The sequence below is a fragment of the Halodesulfovibrio oceani subsp. galateae genome (assembly GCF_055397225.1).
Genome location: NZ_AP042453.1, coordinates 2,557,795 through 2,581,449, shown reverse-complemented (window position 1 = coordinate 2,581,449; position 23,655 = coordinate 2,557,795). Strand labels below are relative to the sequence as shown.

The 23,655-nt window shown below is 47.1% G+C and carries 9 protein-coding genes; 7 read left to right on the top strand and 2 right to left on the bottom strand.

Translation table 11 applies throughout. The features are described 5' to 3' along the window. Positions 1-311 precede the first annotated feature (311 nt). A complete protein-coding gene (locus ACZ5V1_RS11630) occupies positions 312-15,995 on the top strand; it encodes a VCBS domain-containing protein (protein WP_464388976.1) in 15,684 nt (5,227 codons plus the stop codon). A gap of 94 nt (positions 15,996-16,089) precedes the next feature. Here ACZ5V1_RS11630 and ACZ5V1_RS11625 read toward each other — a convergent pair whose 3' ends face one another. Then, positions 16,090-17,073 (bottom strand): ABC transporter ATP-binding protein, encoded by a 984-nt coding sequence (locus ACZ5V1_RS11625; protein WP_464388975.1) that lies wholly within the window; start codon positions 17,071-17,073, stop codon positions 16,090-16,092. A 357-nt stretch (positions 17,074-17,430) separates the two neighbouring features. On the opposite strand from ACZ5V1_RS11625, the gene ACZ5V1_RS11620 reads away from it, so the two are divergent. From ACZ5V1_RS11620 to feoB, 4 genes are all read left to right on the top strand, one after another. Beyond that, complete coding sequence (locus tag ACZ5V1_RS11620) at positions 17,431-17,703, top strand: FeoA family protein (RefSeq protein ID WP_464388974.1); 273 nt, start codon at positions 17,431-17,433, stop codon at positions 17,701-17,703. Positions 17,704-17,834: 131 nt separating this feature from the next. Then, positions 17,835-18,026 carry a FeoB-associated Cys-rich membrane protein gene (locus ACZ5V1_RS11615; RefSeq protein WP_464388973.1) on the top strand — a complete coding sequence of 64 codons (192 nt, stop codon included), beginning with the start codon at positions 17,835-17,837 and terminating at the stop codon, positions 18,024-18,026. Between the two features lie 90 nt (positions 18,027-18,116). Next, positions 18,117-18,353, top strand: a complete 237-nt coding sequence (locus ACZ5V1_RS11610; RefSeq protein WP_160717745.1) for a FeoA family protein — start codon at positions 18,117-18,119, stop codon at positions 18,351-18,353. A 46-nt stretch (positions 18,354-18,399) separates the two neighbouring features. Further along, complete coding sequence (gene feoB, locus ACZ5V1_RS11605) at positions 18,400-20,586, top strand: ferrous iron transport protein B (RefSeq protein ID WP_464388972.1); 2,187 nt, start codon at positions 18,400-18,402, stop codon at positions 20,584-20,586. Positions 20,587-20,769: 183 nt separating this feature from the next. Here feoB and ACZ5V1_RS11600 read toward each other — a convergent pair whose 3' ends face one another. Next, positions 20,770-21,195, bottom strand: coding sequence for an FKBP-type peptidyl-prolyl cis-trans isomerase (locus tag ACZ5V1_RS11600; RefSeq protein WP_464387241.1), 426 nt, complete (start codon positions 21,193-21,195; stop codon positions 20,770-20,772). 373 nt (positions 21,196-21,568) lie between these two features. Between ACZ5V1_RS11600 and ACZ5V1_RS11595 the strand changes: the two genes are divergently transcribed. Both ACZ5V1_RS11595 and lysA read left to right on the top strand, forming a co-directional pair. Beyond that, the gene (locus tag ACZ5V1_RS11595; protein WP_464388971.1) at positions 21,569-22,258 is read left to right on the top strand and encodes a TrmB family transcriptional regulator; all 690 of its coding nucleotides are present in this window, start codon (positions 21,569-21,571) and stop codon (positions 22,256-22,258) included. Positions 22,259-22,273: 15 nt separating this feature from the next. Then, positions 22,274-23,572 carry a diaminopimelate decarboxylase gene (gene lysA / locus ACZ5V1_RS11590; RefSeq protein WP_464388970.1) on the top strand — a complete coding sequence of 433 codons (1,299 nt, stop codon included), beginning with the start codon at positions 22,274-22,276 and terminating at the stop codon, positions 23,570-23,572. Positions 23,573-23,655: the final 83 nt, after the last annotated feature.

Genomic DNA, 23,655 nt, shown 5'->3' with positions numbered 1-23,655 from the left:
TTGGACATAACACTGTGACAAAATATGGTATTTACAAATATTTACTTTCACTTTTTACATGATGTTGTTTAATAAATCTTTTCTAATATGTTGGAAAAAAACGAAATGTATAAAAATAAATCTAATTTTATGTATAGCCTCCCGAAAAGAAAGGGAAAAAAACTATTGAAAATTAGATAATCTAATGTTCTTAATTAGTTTCATTCAATATATTTGCAGTATAAAAGGTAATAGTTGTTTTTTAAACATCTTAGGAACTGGAACTTGGGGAAGTTTCCGGTTTCTAGCGCATTTCCCATAGGGGGGGAATCATGGTTGCACAAATAGACAATGATAAGAATATTCAGGTTTTGAAAAAGCCTGTCGCTGGTGAAGTGCGTGAAGTTGTTGTTGGCTCAGAACTGGATGTTTCTTTCGATTTTGATCTGGATTCAGTTCAAGCCGCAAAAGATGGCGATGATCTTGTTTTAACATTTGAAGACGAGTCTGTTCTTAAGCTGTTAGACTTCGCTAGTGAGCTCGAGCCTGTAGACGTAGTTCTGCAAGACGGCACTGTGCTTTCAGCAGAAGCAATAATGGAAGCTATTGGCGAAGATGGTTTTATTGACACCGCTGCAGGTTCTACCCCCTCTTCTCCGCAGGGATCCGGCTCTTCGAATATTGAGGGCTTCGGCGAGGCACTTGGCGGAATTGAGAATCAGGAAATTAGCCACTCATACGACGATTCTAGTCGTGCCACTATTTCCTTTGATCAGACTGGAGCAGAGAATACTCCTGTTGTTGCTGTTGATGATAGCAGCAGCGTACTAGCCGAAGAACTCACAAATATTTTAGATGGTGCAGCCAATCCTTCCGTTTCAGGGAATGTTCTTACTAACGACATTGATCCAGATGGCGACACGTTAAGCATTACAGGTTCAACCTCTAATGCCCAGTACGGCACTTTCGTTATTAATAAAGATGGTACATGGACTTACACTCTGGATAACCAGAATGGAGACATAGTTGCCTTAGACGATGGTGAATCTCGTACAGAAACCTTTACCTACACAGTTTCCGATGGGTTAACTTCAGACACAGCTACACTGACTGTAACAATTAATGGCACAAATGATGCGCCAACAGTCGTTGCTGATGCTGGTGGAGTTACTGCTGAAGAATACCATGATGTGAATGCAGGAACTGTAGACGTTCCAACTGCATCTGGTAATGTGCTTGCTAATGATTCCGACCTTGATATCGAAGTCATCACTGTTTTTGATCCGGGTACGTACGAAGGATCATTCGGTACTCTTGAAATAGCAGAAGATGGTTCTTGGACATACACTCTTGATCATAACAATTCTGATGTTCAGGGCTTAAGCGAAGGCAGTGATCCACTTCAGGATACCTTCAAGTATAGCGCAACTGATGGAACAGCTTCCACAGAGTCTGAACTTGTGATTGATGTGCGTGGCACGAATGATCGCCCGGAAGTAGTTGCAGGCGCTGATGCTTCAAAGACAATCACAGAAGCCGGCCTTACAGTTGGCGCTGATGGTAAAGTAGTTCAGAACGCAGACGGCAGCTATGAAGAGCTTACAGTAGACGCAAGCGTTTCCGGTGAAGTCTTCTTCAAAGATGTTGACGGTAACGAACATGGCAACGCCTCCGGTGATGCCGGATCCACAGGCTTGACCTATCAGGTGGCACTGACCTCTGAAACCGGCACAGAGTACGACGACGCAGCCAACCAGACAGAAGCAACATCTGGTGATCTTATCATGACCGGTAAATACGGTCAGCTCGTGTACCATACTGATGGTGATAACGCGGGCACATGGGAATACACCCTTGATAATGATGATCCGGATACACAGGCTCTCGCCCCTGGCGACACCCCAACCGAAAGTTTTGATTTGACCGCCATTGACGGTTCCGGTGCAAAAGTTACGCAGACTGTAGAAGTAACCGTAAACGGTTCAGAAGATGCTCCGGAAGTAGTTGCAGGCGCTGATGCTTCAAAGACAATCACAGAAGCCGGCCTTACAGTTGGCGCTGATGGTAAAGTAGTTCAGAACGCAGACGGCAGCTATGAAGAGCTTACAGTAGACGCAAGCGTTTCCGGTGAAGTCTTCTTCAAAGATGTTGACGGTAACGAACATGGCAACGCCTCCGGTGATGCCGGATCCACAGGCTTGACCTATCAGGTGGCACTGACCTCTGAAACCGGCACAGAGTACGACGACGCAGCCAACCAGACAGAAGCAACATCTGGTGATCTTATCATGACCGGTAAATACGGTCAGCTCGTGTACCATACTGATGGTGATAACGCGGGCACATGGGAATACACCCTTGATAATGATGATCCGGATACACAGGCTCTCGCCCCTGGCGACACCCCAACCGAAAGTTTTGATTTGACCGCCATTGACGGTTCCGGTGCAAAAGTTACGCAGACTGTAGAAGTAACCGTAAACGGTTCAGAAGATGCTCCGGAAGTAGTTGCAGGCGCTGATGCTTCAAAGACAATCACAGAAGCCGGCCTTACAGTTGGCGCTGATGGTAAAGTAGTTCAGAACGCAGACGGCAGCTATGAAGAGCTTACAGTAGACGCAAGCGTTTCCGGTGAAGTCTTCTTCAAAGATGTTGACGGTAACGAACATGGCAACGCCTCCGGTGATGCCGGATCCACAGGCTTGACCTATCAGGTGGCACTGACCTCTGAAACCGGCACAGAGTACGACGACGCAGCCAACCAGACAGAAGCAACATCTGGTGATCTTGTCATGACCGGTAAATACGGTCAGCTCGTGTACCATGTTGATGGTGATAACGCGGGCACATGGGAATACACCCTTGATAATGATGATCCGGATACACAGGCTCTCGCCCCTGGCGACACCCCAACCGAAAGTTTTGATTTGACCGCCATTGACGGTTCCGGTGCAAAAGTTACGCAGACTGTAGAAGTAACCGTAAACGGTTCAGAAGATGCTCCGGAAGTAGTTGCAGGCGCTGATGCTTCAAAGACAATCACAGAAGCCGGCCTTACAGTTGGCGCTGATGGTAAAGTAGTTCAGAACGCAGACGGCAGCTATGAAGAGCTTACAGTAGACGCAAGCGTTTCCGGTGAAGTCTTCTTCAAAGATGTTGACGGTAACGAACATGGCAACGCCTCCGGTGATGCCGGATCCACAGGCTTGACCTATCAGGTGGCACTGACCTCTGAAACCGGCACAGAGTACGACGACGCAGCCAACCAGACAGAAGCAACATCTGGTGATCTTGTCATGACCGGTAAATACGGTCAGCTCGTGTACCATGTTGATGGTGATAACGCGGGCACATGGGAATACACCCTTGATAATGATGATCCGGATACACAGGCTCTCGCCCCTGGCGACACTCCAACCGAAAGTTTTGATTTGACCGCCATTGACGGTTCCGGTGCAAAAGTTACGCAGACTGTAGAAGTAACCGTAAACGGTTCAGAAGATGCTCCGGAAGTAGTTGCAGGCGCTGATGCTTCAAAGACAATCACAGAAGCCGGCCTTACAGTTGGCGCTGATGGTAAAGTAGTTCAGAACGCAGACGGCAGCTATGAAGAGCTTACAGTAGACGCAAGCGTTTCCGGTGAAGTCTTCTTCAAAGATGTTGACGGTAACGAACATGGCAACGCCTCCGGTGATGCCGGATCCACAGGCTTGACCTATCAGGTGGCACTGACCTCTGAAACCGGCACAGAGTACGACGACGCAGCCAACCAGACAGAAGCAACATCTGGTGATCTTGTCATGACCGGTAAATACGGTCAGCTCGTGTACCATGTTGATGGTGATAACGCGGGCACATGGGAATACACCCTTGATAATGATGATCCGGATACACAGGCTCTCGCCCCTGGCGACACCCCAACCGAAAGTTTTGATTTGACCGCCATTGACGGTTCCGGTGCAAAAGTTACGCAGACTGTGGAAGTAACCGTAAACGGTTCAGAAGATGCTCCGGAAGTAGTTGCAGGCGCTGATGCTTCAAAGACAATCACAGAAGCCGGCCTTACAGTTGGCGCTGATGGTAAAGTAGTTCAGAACGCAGACGGCAGCTATGAAGAGCTTACAGTAGACGCAAGCGTTTCCGGTGAAGTCTTCTTCAAAGATGTTGACGGTAACGAACATGGCAACGCCTCCGGTGATGCCGGATCCACAGGCTTGACCTATCAGGTGGCACTGACCTCTGAAACCGGCACAGAGTACGACGACGCAGCCAACCAGACAGAAGCAACATCTGGTGATCTTGTCATGACCGGTAAATACGGTCAGCTCGTGTACCATGTTGATGGTGATAACGCGGGCACATGGGAATACACCCTTGATAATGATGATCCGGATACACAGGCTCTCGCCCCTGGCGACACCCCAACCGAAAGTTTTGATTTGACCGCCATTGACGGTTCCGGTGCAAAAGTTACGCAGACTGTAGAAGTAACCGTAAACGGTTCAGAAGATGCTCCGGAAGTAGTTGCAGGCGCTGATGCTTCAAAGACAATCACAGAAGCCGGCCTTACAGTTGGCGCTGATGGTAAAGTAGTTCAGAACGCAGACGGCAGCTATGAAGAGCTTACAGTAGACGCAAGCGTTTCCGGTGAAGTCTTCTTCAAAGATGTTGACGGTAACGAACATGGCAACGCCTCCGGTGATGCCGGATCCACAGGCTTGACCTATCAGGTGGCACTGACCTCTGAAACCGGCACAGAGTACGACGACGCAGCCAACCAGACAGAAGCAACATCTGGTGATCTTGTCATGACCGGTAAATACGGTCAGCTCGTGTACCATGTTGATGGTGATAACGCGGGCACATGGGAATACACCCTTGATAATGATGATCCGGATACACAGGCTCTCGCCCCTGGCGACACTCCAACCGAAAGTTTTGATTTGACCGCCATTGACGGTTCCGGTGCAAAAGTTACGCAGACTGTAGAAGTAACCGTAAACGGTTCAGAAGATGCTCCGGAAGTAGTTGCAGGCGCTGATGCTTCAAAGACAATCACAGAAGCCGGCCTTACAGTTGGCGCTGATGGTAAAGTAGTTCAGAACGCAGACGGCAGCTATGAAGAGCTTACAGTAGACGCAAGCGTTTCCGGTGAAGTCTTCTTCAAAGATGTTGACGGTAACGAACATGGCAACGCCTCCGGTGATGCCGGATCCACAGGCTTGACCTATCAGGTGGCACTGACCTCTGAAACCGGCACAGAGTACGACGACGCAGCCAACCAGACAGAAGCAACATCTGGTGATCTTGTCATGACCGGTAAATACGGTCAGCTCGTGTACCATGTTGATGGTGATAACGCGGGCACATGGGAATACACCCTTGATAATGATGATCCGGATACACAGGCTCTCGCCCCTGGCGACACTCCAACCGAAAGTTTTGATTTGACCGCCATTGACGGTTCCGGTGCAAAAGTTACGCAGACTGTAGAAGTAACCGTAAACGGTTCAGAAGATGCTCCGGAAGTAGTTGCAGGCGCTGATGCTTCAAAGACAATCACAGAAGCCGGCCTTACAGTTGGCGCTGATGGTAAAGTAGTTCAGAACGCAGACGGCAGCTATGAAGAGCTTACAGTAGACGCAAGCGTTTCCGGTGAAGTCTTCTTCAAAGATGTTGACGGTAACGAACATGGCAACGCCTCCGGTGATGCCGGATCCACAGGCTTGACCTATCAGGTGGCACTGACCTCTGAAACCGGCACAGAGTACGACGACGCAGCCAACCAGACAGAAGCAACATCTGGTGATCTTGTCATGACCGGTAAATACGGTCAGCTCGTGTACCATGTTGATGGTGATAACGCGGGCACATGGGAATACACCCTTGATAATGATGATCCGGATACACAGGCTCTCGCCCCTGGCGACACTCCAACCGAAAGTTTTGATTTGACCGCCATTGACGGTTCCGGTGCAAAAGTTACGCAGACTGTAGAAGTAACCGTAAACGGTTCAGAAGATGCTCCGGAAGTAGTTGCAGGCGCTGATGCTTCAAAGACAATCACAGAAGCCGGCCTTACAGTTGGCGCTGATGGTAAAGTAGTTCAGAACGCAGACGGCAGCTATGAAGAGCTTACAGTAGACGCAAGCGTTTCCGGTGAAGTCTTCTTCAAAGATGTTGACGGTAACGAACATGGCAACGCCTCCGGTGATGCCGGATCCACAGGCTTGACCTATCAGGTGGCACTGACCTCTGAAACCGGCACAGAGTACGACGACGCAGCCAACCAGACAGAAGCAACATCTGGTGATCTTGTCATGACCGGTAAATACGGTCAGCTCGTGTACCATGTTGATGGTGATAACGCGGGCACATGGGAATACACCCTTGATAATGATGATCCGGATACACAGGCTCTCGCCCCTGGCGACACCCCAACCGAAAGTTTTGATTTGACCGCCATTGACGGTTCCGGTGCAAAAGTTACGCAGACTGTAGAAGTAACCGTAAACGGTTCAGAAGATGCTCCGGAAGTAGTTGCAGGCGCTGATGCTTCAAAGACAATCACAGAAGCCGGCCTTACAGTTGGCGCTGATGGTAAAGTAGTTCAGAACGCAGACGGCAGCTATGAAGAGCTTACAGTAGACGCAAGCGTTTCCGGTGAAGTCTTCTTCAAAGATGTTGACGGTAACGAACATGGCAACGCCTCCGGTGATGCCGGATCCACAGGCTTGACCTATCAGGTGGCACTGACCTCTGAAACCGGCACAGAGTACGACGACGCAGCCAACCAGACAGAAGCAACATCTGGTGATCTTGTCATGACCGGTAAATACGGTCAGCTCGTGTACCATGTTGATGGTGATAACGCGGGCACATGGGAATACACCCTTGATAATGATGATCCGGATACACAGGCTCTCGCCCCTGGCGACACTCCAACCGAAAGTTTTGATTTGACCGCCATTGACGGTTCTGGTGCAAAAGTTACGCAGACTGTAGAAGTAACCGTAAACGGTTCAGAAGATGCTCCGGAAGTAGTTGCAGGCGCTGATGCTTCAAAGACAATCACAGAAGCCGGCCTTACAGTTGGCGCTGATGGTAAAGTAGTTCAGAACGCAGACGGCAGCTATGAAGAGCTTACAGTAGACGCAAGCGTTTCCGGTGAAGTCTTCTTCAAAGATGTTGACGGTAACGAACATGGCAACGCCTCCGGTGATGCCGGATCCACAGGCTTGACCTATCAGGTGGCACTGACCTCTGAAACCGGCACAGAGTACGACGACGCAGCCAACCAGACAGAAGCAACATCTGGTGATCTTGTCATGACCGGTAAATACGGTCAGCTCGTGTACCATGTTGATGGTGATAACGCGGGCACATGGGAATACACCCTTGATAATGATGATCCGGATACACAGGCTCTCGCCCCTGGCGACACCCCAACCGAAAGTTTTGATTTGACCGCCATTGACGGTTCCGGTGCAAAAGTTACGCAGACTGTGGAAGTAACCGTAAACGGTTCAGAAGATGCTCCGGAAGTAGTTGCAGGCGCTGATGCTTCAAAGACAATCACAGAAGCCGGCCTTACAGTTGGCGCTGATGGTAAAGTAGTTCAGAACGCAGACGGCAGCTATGAAGAGCTTACAGTAGACGCAAGCGTTTCCGGTGAAGTCTTCTTCAAAGATGTTGACGGTAACGAACATGGCAACGCCTCCGGTGATGCCGGATCCACAGGCTTGACCTATCAGGTGGCACTGACCTCTGAAACCGGCACAGAGTACGACGACGCAGCCAACCAGACAGAAGCAACATCTGGTGATCTTGTCATGACCGGTAAATACGGTCAGCTCGTGTACCATGTTGATGGTGATAACGCGGGCACATGGGAATACACCCTTGATAATGATGATCCGGATACACAGGCTCTCGCCCCTGGCGACACCCCAACCGAAAGTTTTGATTTGACCGCCATTGACGGTTCCGGTGCAAAAGTTACGCAGACTGTGGAAGTAACCGTAAACGGTTCAGAAGATGCTCCGGAAGTAGTTGCAGGCGCTGATGCTTCAAAGACAATCACAGAAGCCGGCCTTACAGTTGGCGCTGATGGTAAAGTAGTTCAGAACGCAGACGGCAGCTATGAAGAGCTTACAGTAGACGCAAGCGTTTCCGGTGAAGTCTTCTTCAAAGATGTTGACGGTAACGAACATGGCAACGCCTCCGGTGATGCCGGATCCACAGGCTTGACCTATCAGGTGGCACTGACCTCTGAAACCGGCACAGAGTACGACGACGCAGCCAACCAGACAGAAGCAACATCTGGTGATCTTGTCATGACCGGTAAATACGGTCAGCTCGTGTACCATGTTGATGGTGATAACGCGGGCACATGGGAATACACCCTTGATAATGATGATCCGGATACACAGGCTCTCGCCCCTGGCGACACCCCAACCGAAAGTTTTGATTTGACCGCCATTGACGGTTCCGGTGCAAAAGTTACGCAGACTGTGGAAGTAACCGTAAACGGTTCAGAAGATGCTCCGGAAGTAGTTGCAGGCGCTGATGCTTCAAAGACAATCACAGAAGCCGGCCTTACAGTTGGCGCTGATGGTAAAGTAGTTCAGAACGCAGACGGCAGCTATGAAGAGCTTACAGTAGACGCAAGCGTTTCCGGTGAAGTCTTCTTCAAAGATGTTGACGGTAACGAACATGGCAACGCCTCCGGTGATGCCGGATCCACAGGCTTGACCTATCAGGTGGCACTGACCTCTGAAACCGGCACAGAGTACGACGACGCAGCCAACCAGACAGAAGCAACATCTGGTGATCTTGTCATGACCGGTAAATACGGTCAGCTCGTGTACCATGTTGATGGTGATAACGCGGGCACATGGGAATACACCCTTGATAATGATGATCCGGATACACAGGCTCTCGCCCCTGGCGACACTCCAACCGAAAGTTTTGATTTGACCGCCATTGACGGTTCCGGTGCAAAAGTTACGCAGACTGTAGAAGTAACCGTAAACGGTTCAGAAGATGCTCCGGAAGTAGTTGCAGGCGCTGATGCTTCAAAGACAATCACAGAAGCCGGCCTTACAGTTGGCGCTGATGGTAAAGTAGTTCAGAACGCAGACGGCAGCTATGAAGAGCTTACAGTAGACGCAAGCGTTTCCGGTGAAGTCTTCTTCAAAGATGTTGACGGTAACGAACATGGCAACGCCTCCGGTGATGCCGGATCCACAGGCTTGACCTATCAGGTGGCACTGACCTCTGAAACCGGCACAGAGTACGACGACGCAGCCAACCAGACAGAAGCAACATCTGGTGATCTTGTCATGACCGGTAAATACGGTCAGCTCGTGTACCATGTTGATGGTGATAACGCGGGCACATGGGAATACACCCTTGATAATGATGATCCGGATACACAGGCTCTCGCCCCTGGCGACACCCCAACCGAAAGTTTTGATTTGACCGCCATTGACGGTTCCGGTGCAAAAGTTACGCAGACTGTAGAAGTAACCGTAAACGGTTCAGAAGATGCTCCGGAAGTAGTTGCAGGCGCTGATGCTTCAAAGACAATCACAGAAGCCGGCCTTACAGTTGGCGCTGATGGTAAAGTAGTTCAGAACGCAGACGGCAGCTATGAAGAGCTTACAGTAGACGCAAGCGTTTCCGGTGAAGTCTTCTTCAAAGATGTTGACGGTAACGAACATGGCAACGCCTCCGGTGATGCCGGATCCACAGGCTTGACCTATCAGGTGGCACTGACCTCTGAAACCGGCACAGAGTACGACGACGCAGCCAACCAGACAGAAGCAACATCTGGTGATCTTGTCATGACCGGTAAATACGGTCAGCTCGTGTACCATGTTGATGGTGATAACGCGGGCACATGGGAATACACCCTTGATAATGATGATCCGGATACACAGGCTCTCGCCCCTGGCGACACCCCAACCGAAAGTTTTGATTTGACCGCCATTGACGGTTCCGGTGCAAAAGTTACGCAGACTGTAGAAGTAACCGTAAACGGTTCAGAAGATGCTCCGGAAGTGAGTGTTGCTGATGTGTCTGGCACCGTAACAGAAGCTGGTCATTGGGAAGCAGGTGATAGCTCTGCCACTGGAACACTGACCTTTACCGATCCTGATGGGAATGATGAAGGGAATGCTGAAGTCGGGGGCAGCGGCTCGCTGACATATGAAGTTTCCTCAGATTTAAATACATCCTCATCTGACTTGTATGATCAAAATGATTCTCAGAATAATGATACTTCGTTAGAGGTTGTCGGTAAGTACGGTAATCTTACCTATGACACTGAGAATGGTACTTGGACTTACACCCTCGATAATGACCGTGAGGCAACGAAAGAGTTGGTTGATGGTCAAGAAGTTCATGAATCCTTTACTGTGGTTGCCACAGATGAAGCTGGTGCATCTGTCGAAAAGGTTATTGACGTTGAGGTTAACGGCAGCACCGATTTGACAGAATATACGTTGACCTTTGAAGGACAAAGCGCCGGGTGGACAAACGCTTTGGTTGTAGCTGTCACATACCCTGATGGTACAACTGAGTTTGTAGCGCCTGGTGTTAATTCAGATTCGGATAGTTGGTTGATTTCTGATTGGAGTAACTCCAAAGAGATCGATGAAGGTTCAACGCTTCAATTTACTGTTCGAGAAGATGCTACCGTCGAGTACTTCTTGATACCTAGAGTCACAGAAGACAAATTGGACTCCATGACTTACGAAGATGGCACCGTTAAGTACACCAATGAAAATGGTGATACGGTTGACGCTGTGTCAAATATGAAAGTTCCTGGTGAAGAGTACGGCAGTACAGATTCAACAACTTATCGTGTCGAAGATGGTGGCGGTACAGATTACAACGATTTTGTCTTCAGTGAAGAGAAGCAAGATGCAGATTTTACTTTGTCTGGTACTACAAAAGCAGACGTTCTTCATGGAACAACTGAAGCGGATGTTTTGAATGGTGGTCCTGAATTGGGTGGGTTACATTCTAGCGAGTTGTTACCTGATGGAAGCTTTGATGCTCTTGGGGCTGACTCTAGTGTTCGTTCAAGTTCCGATAATGGTAGTGAAAATGCGAATCTTGACTCAAATGGTTGGAGCACAGAATCTTCACTTGAAGTTTGGCACAAAGGTGACGGAGAAGACCGAAATTACTTTGTAGAGCTAGACTCCAATACCCATAAAGATGGTGATCATAGCTATCAAGAAAGTGACTTGTCTCGTGATATCGGGACTGAAGCGGGTCAAGAGTACACTTTAAGCTTCAAAGCCGCCGCACGTGAGTCTGGCGAAAAGATGTACGTGGTAATTGATGGTCAGGAATATGAAATAAGCCCTAGCGATTACGATAATAATGACAGTAGTGACTGGGGTACATATTCCATTACTTTTACTGCAACGGATAGTTCAACTCGTATTACGTTGGGACAGCATGGATCACAAAATACAGGGCAACACCATATCGGCATTTTTGTTGATGATATTGCAGTGACAGATGATGCTGGCGATGAATTGTATGGTCATGCCGGAAACGATACATTGAATGGTGGTCTTGGAGATGACCTTTTGGTCGGCGGTGTTGGCGCTGATACTCTTATAGGTGGAGAAGGCTTCGATACAGCATCTTACGCTGGTGACAATGGCGGCAGTGGTGTGACCTACGTTGTGAACGCTGATGGAACAGCCTCAGTTACCGGCGGCGAAGCTACTGGTGATACAGTGAGTGGCATTGAGCGTGTTGTCGGTTCTGATCATAACGACACTCTCGAGATCGCTGGAGATGGGGAGTATGTCGTAACTCTTTCTACTGATGCCAATGGATTAGAACTGGCTGTCGTAACGACTGTAGATGGCACTCCTGTTATAACAACGGTGGACTTCGAAACTATCAAGTTTACCGATGCATCTGATGTGAAGGTTATAGGTCTTGAAGGTGCGAAAGGCGTTGAGGTCTTTACCGCTGAAGGTAAAGCTGTTGATGTCGAAATTGAAGCACATACAAATAGTGAGCTATTTGTCACTACGGGTAGTGAAGACGATACTGTTAATATTTCGACAGAACATACAGATGGAAATGCTGATCTCACCGTTAACACTGGTGCTGGTCGCGATACTGTAGAACTTACAGAGCAGGCAGATTTTAAACTTGATATTACAGGAACAGATTCTGCAGAGATTATCGGTTCTGGTATAAATGTTACCGCAACAGATGTTGAAACATTCCGCTTTACAGGAACAACGAACAGCGATCCAAACACCACTGCAAAGTTGGATGTTGATATTGCGGCAAGCGTTGATGATCTCCATTTGACTACATTTGAAAAAACAAGTGGCGAGATTGATATTGATGCAGCAGGTTCTTTGACTCATGCCTTTGTTGAGACGGGCGATTCAAGTGACGTTGTAGACATGCATGCTGAGGGCGACATCTCGGGACTTGATGTAAGAACCCACGATGGTGATGACTACGTGAAACTTACTGGTGACAAAGTATCAGGAACTGTCGACGGTGGTGCTGATAGTGCTTCCGGTCGTGACACAATAGAGCTCACAGAGCAGGGTGACTACCAACTTGATATTACAGGTGAAGACGCAGCAACAATCACTGGTTCCGGTGCAAATGTTGAAGCCTCAGACATCGAGTCATTCCGCTTTACAGGAACAACGAATAGCGATCCAAACACCACTGCAAACTTGGATGTTGATATTGCGGCAAGCGTTGATGATCTCCACTTGACTACATTTGAAAAAACAAGTGGCGAGATTGATATTGATGCAGCAGGTTCCCTGACTCATGCCTTTGTTGAAACCGGTGATTCAAGCGACGTTGTAGAGATGTATGCCGCGGGTGACATTTCTGGACTTGATGTAAGAACCCACGATGGCGCAGATAGCGTTTCTGTTTCAAGTGAAGACGTAACAGGTACGATAACCACTGGCGATGGTGGAGATACGATTGACCTGACGGACATTACTTCCGGTGATATTACGGTTAACGCAGGTGACGGTAGCGACACAATGCTTGCTGGAGCAGCGGCAGAGACCTTTAACGGTGGTTCTGATGGCGCTTCAGGCGACACGGTTAGTTACGCCACGTCAGAGGATGCTGTTATTGTTGATTTGTCAGATGCAAACAATGATGGTCGCGCCGATGCAACCGGTAGTGGCGGTGATGCAGAAGGCGACTCCTACTCCAGTATCGAAAACCTTGTTGGTACTGCGCATGCTGATACGTTGACAGGTAACTCCTCCAATAACGTCATTCATGGTGGTGATGCGGCTCTAATCATGGCTCAGAACTTTGATGGAAACGCAACACATACTTGGTCTGCAACTTCTGGTCGAATGGAAGTGCATCATCATAGTGTATACAATCCTGGAACAGAATCTGGTCAGGGAAGGGTATTAGAGGTTGATGCACATACCGCTGTTGATGCTATTTCAACGACGATTGATACAGTTGCCGGACAAGAATATGTATTCTCCTTTAAAGCACTGATTAGGGACAACCCTCGTGCTGAGCAGGATGAAGCTTTAATTATTAAAATTGGTGACGAAGAAGTTACTATTATTCCGGCTCGTGACTCGCAGTCTAATGATGTCGACAACTTGTTTGAAACGTATTCAATTAAGTTTACAGGTTCTGGTGAACCAACTGTGATTACTTTCACAGAGCCTCTAGACCAAAGTGCTTCCACTCACGGAGTTCTGGTTGATGATATTGTACTTCATACCGTGAACACTGATGACATAATTAATGGCGGTGCTGGCGACGATATTCTCTACGGAGAAGGCGGAAATGACATTCTCGACGGTGGCCTTGATAATGATGTCGTTATCGGCGGCGACGGCGATGACTTGTTACTTGGTAGTGCCGGAGCAGATCACTTGATAGGTGGAAATGCCGTTGTTGAAAATGGTACAACTACCTTTGAAGCAGATGGTGATACTGGTATTGATACAGTCAGTTACGAGAACTCAGCTAGTGCCGTAAACGTCGATTTATCTCAGACAGACCCGCAAGTTGATTTTGCTGTCGCAACAAACGGCGACGCCGTAGGTGACACTTTAGATGGCATCGAAAACCTTGTTGGTAGCGACCACGCCGATACCTTAACTGGTGATGGTGAAGCAAACCACATTGATGGTAGGGCAGGAGCTGACACTATTGACGGTGGAGCTGGCAACGATACCCTTAATGGTGGTGATGTTGCTGAGGGTGGAAACTTAATTGTCAATGGCGACTTCTCTGACTGGGATTCATTCTCTGGTAATCAGGGCGTTCCTACTGGATGGATTGTTCCAGATGGAAAAATTGATGGGCATGCTCATGACTATGTTGAAGTGCAGTCACCAGATACTAATCCTAAGATAGACTATGGCAATTCGTTGTCACAAAATATTAATACAGTAGAAGGACATGAGTACACATTGACCTTTATTGTTCGCAATGATTCCAATTCAGCCGGACAAGGTGATGAATTAACAGTCCATATTGGAAATGCCACTGGTGAAGACTTAGATGGTGGAACATATACGACTACCTCGACTACTTCTTCAGGATGGACGACTCACACTGTGACGTTTGTTGCTGGAGCAGGTGGTATGACTAATATTTCCTTTGATCAGATCGGTGCCAGTCATGGTAACCAAGATCATTGGGGTATTTATTTGGATAACGTGTCAGTTGTTCCAAGCTTCGACGACACCATTCATGGCGGTGATGGCCAAGACATTATCAATGGTCAAAGCGGCAATGATCTCCTTTTCGGTGATGAAGGTGCTGACGTTATTAATGGCGGCATTGGAAATGACATTATTGAAGGTGGATCAGGTACTGGTTCTCTTGGTGATACCATTAATGGTGGCGACGGTGTCGATACCGCAAGTTACGAACATTCCGCCGCTGGTGTGAATGTTGATTTGTTAAACCACACAGCATCTGGTGGTGATGCCACAGGTGATACGCTTACTAGCATCGAGAACCTCATAGGTAGTGCACATGCTGATAACTTAACAGGTGATGCGTACGCTAACACGATTGACGGTGGTGCAGGTGCAGACACCATTCGTGGTGGTGCAGGAAACGATGTACTGTATGGCGGTGACGGTGGCACAAGTTCAGAACTTGTGACTAATGGTGATTTCTCTGTGTTTACAGATGGTAGCTCTCATTATGGTGATCATCCAGAAGTGAGCAGTGATGGTTATTGGAACAGGGATGAGCTCATTGAAATTGGTAAAGAGAGTAATGGAAACTTCTTCGCAGAGGTTGATAACCATGGTTCTGAAAGAAACGTAACTCAAACTATCGATACTGATTCAGATCACGAATATATTTTGACTTTTGATACCCAATGGTATGGTAAGAGTGAAAAAATGTTTGTGGATGTGGATGGAGATCATAAGCCTGAGTATGTCGTAAAAGGACCAATCGGAGATGACTGGCAGCATCAGGCGTTAGTGTTTGATGGCCAAGACGAGAATACTGTCCTTGATTTCTACCAGACGAAAAAATCAGATGGTGATCGCGCGGATGGTGTCCATATTGATAATGTTTCTGTAGTTGAGGTTGATGATCATCTCTATGGGAATGAAGGCGAAGACACCTTAAATGGTGGTGCTGGTAACGACATTTTAAATGGTGGTGCTGATGCAGACACCTTCTTGTTTACCGCTCATGATTTCCAAACTTCAAATGAAATTACAGTAATTGAAGACTTCAATCTTGATGAGAATGACACCTTGGATTTCCATGAGGTGCTTGGAGATGGCATGTCAATTTCTTTAGATGACTCAAGCTCTTTTGAGACATTGTACAATAAGGTAACGGACACAGCTGTTGTTAATTTGAATGTTTCAAATGGTGATGTTGAATCCTCTCATACGATTGTATTCCAAGATATTACAAGTTCGGATGAATACTACGATCTCATGAACCATGTGGAGCAGATGATAAAATCAGGTTCATAAGCTTTACTTAATAATTCAAAAGCCTCGTCCTTTCGGATGGGGCTTTTTTTATGTCGCAAATTTGATCACTACCTGCTTAGTAGCTTGGCAACGTTTATTCGTATAACCAGCAGCGGACTTCTCGTTTTCCTTCTGGTTTGAGTAACGGTGGCTCTTGCTTTCTGCACTTTTCGAATGTGTGCTTGCAGCGTTCGTGAAAACGGCAGCCTGTTGGCTGAGCATAGAGTGGTGCAACTACTCCGGGAATTGTTTCTAGCATTCCTCTATGGATTGGAGTTCCCTTTTGAGGAATTGTCGGGATGGATCGGATGAGCCCTTGAGTATATGGGTGGAGAGGCTTGTTGAAGAGATCTACAGTGCTTGCTTGTTCAACTACTCGGCCACTGTACATTACGACGACGTCGTCAGCGTTTTCTGCCACCAAACCGAGGTCATGAGTAATAAGAAGCAACGCAGTTCCAGTGTCGTCTGCAAGCTTGTGCATGAGATCTAGAATTTGTCCCTGAATGGTGACATCGAGAGCGGTTGTAGGTTCATCTGCTATAATTAGCTGAGGCGAACAGGCTAGAGCCATGGCGATAACCACTCGTTGGCGCATCCCGCCGCTGAGCTGGTGGGGAAATTCTTTTGCGCGTTGGGCAGGAGAAGGGATGCCCACTTGATGGAGAAGTTCGATTGCGCGGTTCAGGGCAGCTTTCTTTCCGAGTCCATCATGCAGGCGTACAACTTCTGCGATTTGTTCTCCGATTTTGAAAACAGGATTCAACGATGTCATCGGCTCCTGAAAGATCATAGATATGGAATTACCGCGAATGCGCCGCATGTCCTTTTCTGAAAGGGCAAGCAAGTCCTGTCCGTCAAATATTACTTTTCCGCTTGTTATTTCGCCTGGGGGTGTCGGGATAAGGCGCATAATGGAAAGCGACGTAACACTTTTACCACAACCTGATTCACCAACAATACTTAATGACTGTCCAACATTAATAGAGAAGCTTACGTTGTCTACAGCGGTAAGCTTGCCATGTGTTGTTGTGTCAAAAATAGTTGTTAAACCTTGAACAGTAAGCAACGGGGGCATATTAAGTCCTGTGGTAAAGTTACTTGAAAAGGGGCACGTACATTGACTCGATGAGTTCGAGTATTATTTATAGTTTCTACCTATTGTGATTTTAGCAAAAATTGTGAGTTGTCTCACAGTTTGGCGAAAAATCAACTGGTACGCTGCATCCTAGAATACGGTTTGAAACAGGCTGGGGCAAGGAGTCTTTATCTATTACACTTAGCAGTTGATGATCCTTTGTTTGGAATGATTAACCTTTTAATCGGGATGATTGTCTGGCTCAGTTGAAAATAATTTTCAATTACATTCTCAATGTCCTTGACAATCATTTTCAATTTGCATACTCACTAGACATACGTTTTGGAGGGGTCACATATGCCATGTTGTAAACGCAAGCATAAATTGAATTCTTTACCTGCTGGTTGCAAAGCCCGAATTAAAGGTTTTTGCTCTGAGCCGAAGCTGAGAGGTAGACTCTGCGCGCTGGGTTTAACTCCGGGCACGGTGGTTGAAGTATGTGCACCGTGCAGCTTTAGAGTAAAGGATTGTCTGCTCACTTTGGGTGATGATATTGCATGTAATTTGGAATGTGAACCTTTAGAGAACGAACAGATTCAAGAACGTACGCAGACTGTGGGCACACTATAGCAGTTCTGTGAGTTTATATTAGATAAGCAAACGCAAGAGAGTCCCTCTTGTTGTTGCTGCGCAAAACGCCCTTGAGGTGTTTTTGCAAAAGCAACAAGCGTTGTTAGTCGATGAATAATCGGAGGTGTCCTATGATGGATGCTATTATTGTTGCAGCGATTATCGCTGTTGCAGCTGGTTATCTTGTTCGCCGTTTTATGAAGAAAGGTGCATCTGGCGGCTGTGGTTGCGGAAGCGACTGCGGGGGATGCAGTTCATCAAACGGTTCTATTTCGAAAGATACAAAATCTAGCTGCGGTTGCTCTTCACACAAAGAGCAATAGTACTGTGGATCTGATAGTGTGCGAACACGGCACACTTTTTTTACCAGATCCAATTGATAGAGATTTTCAATTTCATAAAGGGTGGTCAGAATGTCGAATGCAATGCCTATGCGGGAATTAAAAGTAGGGGAAAAGGCTAAAGTGGTTGCAATTACTGCAATCGGAGAGCTCGGTCGTCGAATTCGTGATATGGGACTTGTTCCCGGAGCTGAGCTTGAAGTTGTGGGGCGTGCACCATTGAAAGATCCAGTTGCGCTGCGTCTTACTGGCTTTACACTTTCCCTGCGTAATAATGAAGCTGACTACATCGCTGTAGAACGCGTCTAAGCAAAAAAAACTGCCACAAAAAATTTCTGTATACGAGGAATGTTTCATGTCTAAAGAGATTAAAGTTGCTCTTGCCGGTAACCCTAACTCCGGCAAGACGACAGCGTTTAACGCTATTACTGGTGCACGTCAGCATGTAGGTAACTATCCGGGAATTACCGTTGATAAGAAAGAAGGCTTTACCACTGTTGGTGATAGCAAAATTCATCTTATCGACCTTCCGGGAACTTACTCCCTTACTGCGTACACAATGGAAGAAATTGTAGCGCGAAACGTTGTTGCTGATCAGCGTCCGGATGTTGTTATTGATGTTCTCAACGCTGGCGCTCTTGAGCGTAACCTTTACCTTGCAATCCAGTTAATGGAAATGGGTGCTCCGCTTGTTCTTGCTCTGAACATGATGGATGAAGCAAACAAGCAAGGTATGAAGATTGATATCGATAAACTTTCTGATCTGCTGAACGTGCCGGTTGTTGAAACTGTTGCACGTACCGGTGATGGTATTCCGAGTTTGCTGGATGCCACCATTAAATGCGCGGCTGAGAATCAGGGTAAGAAGTGGGAGCCTCTTTTAATCTCCTACGGTCCAGACCTTGATCCTGCTTTAGATAAGTTGGTTGCTCTTATTGAAAAGAACAGCGTTCTTACTGACCGTTACCCATCCCGTTGGACAGCTATTAAATATCTTGAAAGTGATGAAGAAATTATTCAGCTTGGTCGTGAAACCAGCGCTGTCTCTGCAGAACTTGAACAGATAGTTAAAAGCGTAGCAAAACATCTGGAAAGCACTCTCGCAACATACCCTGAAGCTGTTATTGCGGATTACCGCTACGGCTACATTACCTCCCTTATTCGTCAGGGTGTTGTGACTCGTCTTGATTCAGCTGCAGATCGCGTTGTTCTCTCAGACAAAATTGACAGCGTTATTACACACCGCTTCCTCGGACCACTCATCATGTTCAGTATCATGTACTTGATCTATCAGGTTACATTTACTTTCAGTGAAACGCCGGTTGGTTGGTTTGAAAGTATCTTTGGTTGGCTTGGCGAAGTTGCAGAAGCAAACATGTCCGAAGGCTTACTCAAGTCTTTGGTTATTTCCGGAATTATTGATGGTGTTGGCGGCGTAATGGGCTTTGTTCCGCTTATTATGTTTATGTTCCTTCAAATCGCAATTCTTGAAGACTCCGGCTACATGGCGCGTGTTGCGTACATGCTCGACCGCGTCTTCCGTTTCTTCGGTTTGCACGGTTGTTCCGTAATGCCTTTCATCGTATCCGGTGGTATCGCAGGTGGTTGTGCTGTTCCGGGTGTAATGGCAGCGCGTACTTTGCGTAGTCCTAAAGAGAAGCTTGCTACGCTTATCACTGCGCCTTTCATGGCTTGTGGTGCTAAGCTTCCAGTATTCCTTCTCTTTGTAGGCGTATTTTTTGAAGAAAATCAGGCTATGGTCATGTTCCTGCTCACCATGGCAGCATGGGCTTGTGCCTTGATTGTTTCAAAAATTCTCCGCCATACCGTTATTAAAGGCGAATCTACTCCGTTCGTAATGGAACTTCCTCCGTACCGCTTCCCAACTATGCGTGGCCTTTTCATCCACACTTGGGAACGTACATGGCAGTACATTAAGAAAGCCGGTACCGTGATTCTTGCCATCTCCATTCTTATCTGGGCAGCAATGACTTTCCCGAACCTCCCGGCAGAACAAGTTGCAGCATTTGATGCACAGAAGACGGTTGTTCAGGAACAGATTGATTCTGCTACCGCTACAGGTTCACCAGTTGCAGAGCTTGAAGAAAAACTTCAGATTGTTGAAAACGCAGAAGCTGAAGCAACTCTTAAAAACTCTTACGCAGGTACAATCGGTGTTGCACTGGAACCTGTAATGAGTCCGGCTGGCTTTGACTGGCGTACAAACATTGCGCTCGTAGGTGGTTTCGCAGCGAAAGAAGTTATCGTATCTACCCTTGGTACTGCTTACTCTCTCGGTGATGTTGATCCGGAAGATGCAGCACCGCTTGCGGAACGTATTGCACAGGATCCTAACTGGACTCCTAGCACTGCGATCGCTTTCCTCCTCTTTGTTCTTCTTTACGCACCGTGTTTTGTAACAGTTGTTGCAATTAAGCAGGAAGCAAACTCATGGAAATGGGCAATCTTCTCTGTAGTATTCAACACCGGACTTGCATACGCAGTGGCTGTATCTGTAGTTCAGATTGGTAAGCTGCTGTAAAACGCATCTCATAGAATAATAAGAACCCCGTTCGACTTAGGTCGAGCGGGGCTTTTTTATGTTCTTTGTAATGCAGTGAGAGCAACAACTTGTAAGAACATTTTGGCGTGGCTGATTACAGTACGCACCAAAAAAGCCCACGTTACAATAACGCGGGCTTTTTTTTATTCGAATGAAATCAGATTAAACGATTTCAACGAGTTCGATTTCGAAGGTAAGGTCTTTACCAGCGAGCGGGTGGTTAGCATCAAGGGTAATGCCATCTTCTTTCACAGCAGTAATAACTACTTCCATTACTCCACCTTCGGATTCGAGCTGCAAGAGCATGCCGATTTCCGGAGTGATGTGTTCAGGCACTTGATCTTTGGCAACGTCAATAACCATTTCGTCATTGCGCTGACCATAAGCTTCGTCTGCAGGAATAGTAACTTTAGTAGCGTCACCAACACCCATACCTACAACAGCTTTTTCGAAACCAGCGATAAGCATATCTGAACCAAGAGTAAATTCAAGAGGTTCGCGCTCGCGAGAGGAATCGAAAACAGTGCCGTCTTCAAGAGTACCAGTGTAGTGAACTTTTACTGAATCGCCGTCTTTGACCTGTGCCATGGAGGTCTCCTTGTTAAAAATGTGGTATGATAGGATGGCTGTTCACTCTTTGAAAGTCAATTCTTATTTAAAGGACAGCATGATGTGTAAGGGAATGATATTTTGCTCATGGACATATTTCAATGCATGGAATACGGAGCCAGAAAGTAGATTTATGACAACGCATCGCATTGTTGTTCCCTTTCATATGGAACAGGATTACTGGAAGTAACAAGTCTTGATAATCGTTTATGCTTTCACTAAACGGAATTGCAGAACACTTTGAATAAAGGTGTGGTCAGTATCATAAATAAGTTAAAAAAATACTCTCGAATACTTGACCGGTATCGAAATCTGAAATAGTAGTACTTGTAAGAACTACGCAGGAGAAGAGATGGAACTCATTCAGGCATTGAAGAAATTTGGTTTTACCCAGCAAGAGTCACTGATGTACGTAACTCTTTGTAAAATGGGTGCCATGACAGGGTACGAAGCCGCAAAGGTTTCCGGTATTTCCCGCTCCAATGCATACGCTGCGTTGTCCAGCCTTGTTGAAAAAGGCGGGGCTATTGTTTCTTCTGAGGATTCCAGCAAATACACTGCAATCCCGCGTGAAGAACTTATTTTGAACCTGCGTCGCTCTTGTGAGTCGACATTAGGGTTCCTAGAAGAAAATTTACCGGAACAGGAAGAAGAAGAAGCACCATATCTTACCATTTCCGGTTACGGAAATACCCTTGATAAGATGCGGAATATGATTCTGCTGGCAAAAGGGTGGGTGTATCTTTCTGTTTCAGCTTCAACAGTAAAATTGCTTACGTCCGACTTGGAGAACTGTATCAAGCGCGGATTGAAAGTTGTAATTTTATCTGATGAGGACCCGCACCTCTCCGGCGTTGTGTTTATGCATAACGAAGCACCGGCAGAGAATGTGCGTATTATCGCTGATACCAGCGAAGTTATAGTGGGCACGCTCGAAGTAAGCAGAGGGCAGTGTCTCTATTCAAAAAACAAGCACCTCGTATCGTTAATGCGCGAAGCTCTCTTGAACGAGATTGAGCTCATTAAAATACGCGGAATATAATCAGGAGATTTCGGCATGAGCAATGTACGCTCCAGCTACACTGACAGTGTAAACTTTTACGGTAATACCACTCCAATGGAACTTGTTAAAACATTCGGCAGCCCGCTGTATGTATACAACGAGAACGTGTTACGTACACGTTGCCGTGAAGTTCAGGCGCTTTCTGACAATCCAGCCTTTACACCAAACTATTCTGCGAAAGCGAATACGAATATTCACCTCCTCAAGGTAGTCCAAGAGGAAGGAATGGTTGTGGACGCTATGTCCCCGGGCGAAATTGTCATGAACCTTGCCGCCGGATTTAAGCCGGAACAGATCCTGTTCATTTCCAATAACGTCTCTGCTGAAGAGCTCCAGTACGCCATCGATAGAGGCGTATATGTGAGTGTAGATTCTCTCTCCCAATTGGATCTGTATGGGCAGCTGAATCCTGGCGGCAAGGTTGTTATTCGCTTCAACCCGGGTATTGGTGCCGGTCACCACGCTAAGGTTATTACTGGCGGCAAACAGACCAAGTTCGGTGTTGATCCTGCAGAAGCAGATACCGTTCGCGCGACCTTGGCACGTCACAACCTCACATTGTGTGGTGTGAACATGCACATCGGTTCTCTTTTCATGGAACCTGATGGATACCTTGAAGCAATGAACGTATTACTTTCTATTGCTAAAGAGTGGATCACTGAAGACAACGCGCTCGAGATCATCGATTTTGGTGGCGGCTTCGGTATCCCGTATCACAAATATGAAGGCGAAGAGCGTCTTGATCTTGCCAAACTTGGTGAAGCATTTAATGCCACCATTACAAAATTTGTTGAAGACACAGGCTACACAGGTCGCTTTATGTGTGAGCCGGGTCGTTACATTGCAGCAGAGTGCGGCGTTTTGCTCGGCACTTGTTACAGCGTAAAGAACAACGGTGAAAAACGCTTCGCTGGTACTGATCTTGGTTTTAACCAGCTTCTGCGCCCAGCTATGTACGATTCATTCCATGATGTTGAAATTTACCGCGACGGTGGTAGCGAAGTAACCGAAACAATGGAGCAGTCCATTGTAGGTAACATTTGCGAATCCGGTGATATTATGGCGAAAGATCGTCAGCTTCCTGAAATTGCAGAAGGCGACGTTGTCGCAATGCTCGACGCAGGTGCATACGGCTATGTTATGGCATCTCCGTACAACCAGCGCCCGCGTCCTGCAGAAGTTCTTATTCAGGCAAACGGTGAAGCACGTATTATCCGTCGTCGCGAAACGCTGAACGATATGTTGAACATGTACCCTGAAGCGGATGCATTGCTCAGCGAATTCGGCGAATAGTTTTTGCTCAAGAAGTTACTCCGTCAGTGTGTTGTTCATATATATTATGAACGGCGATAGGTAAGACACTCACGGAGTAACGA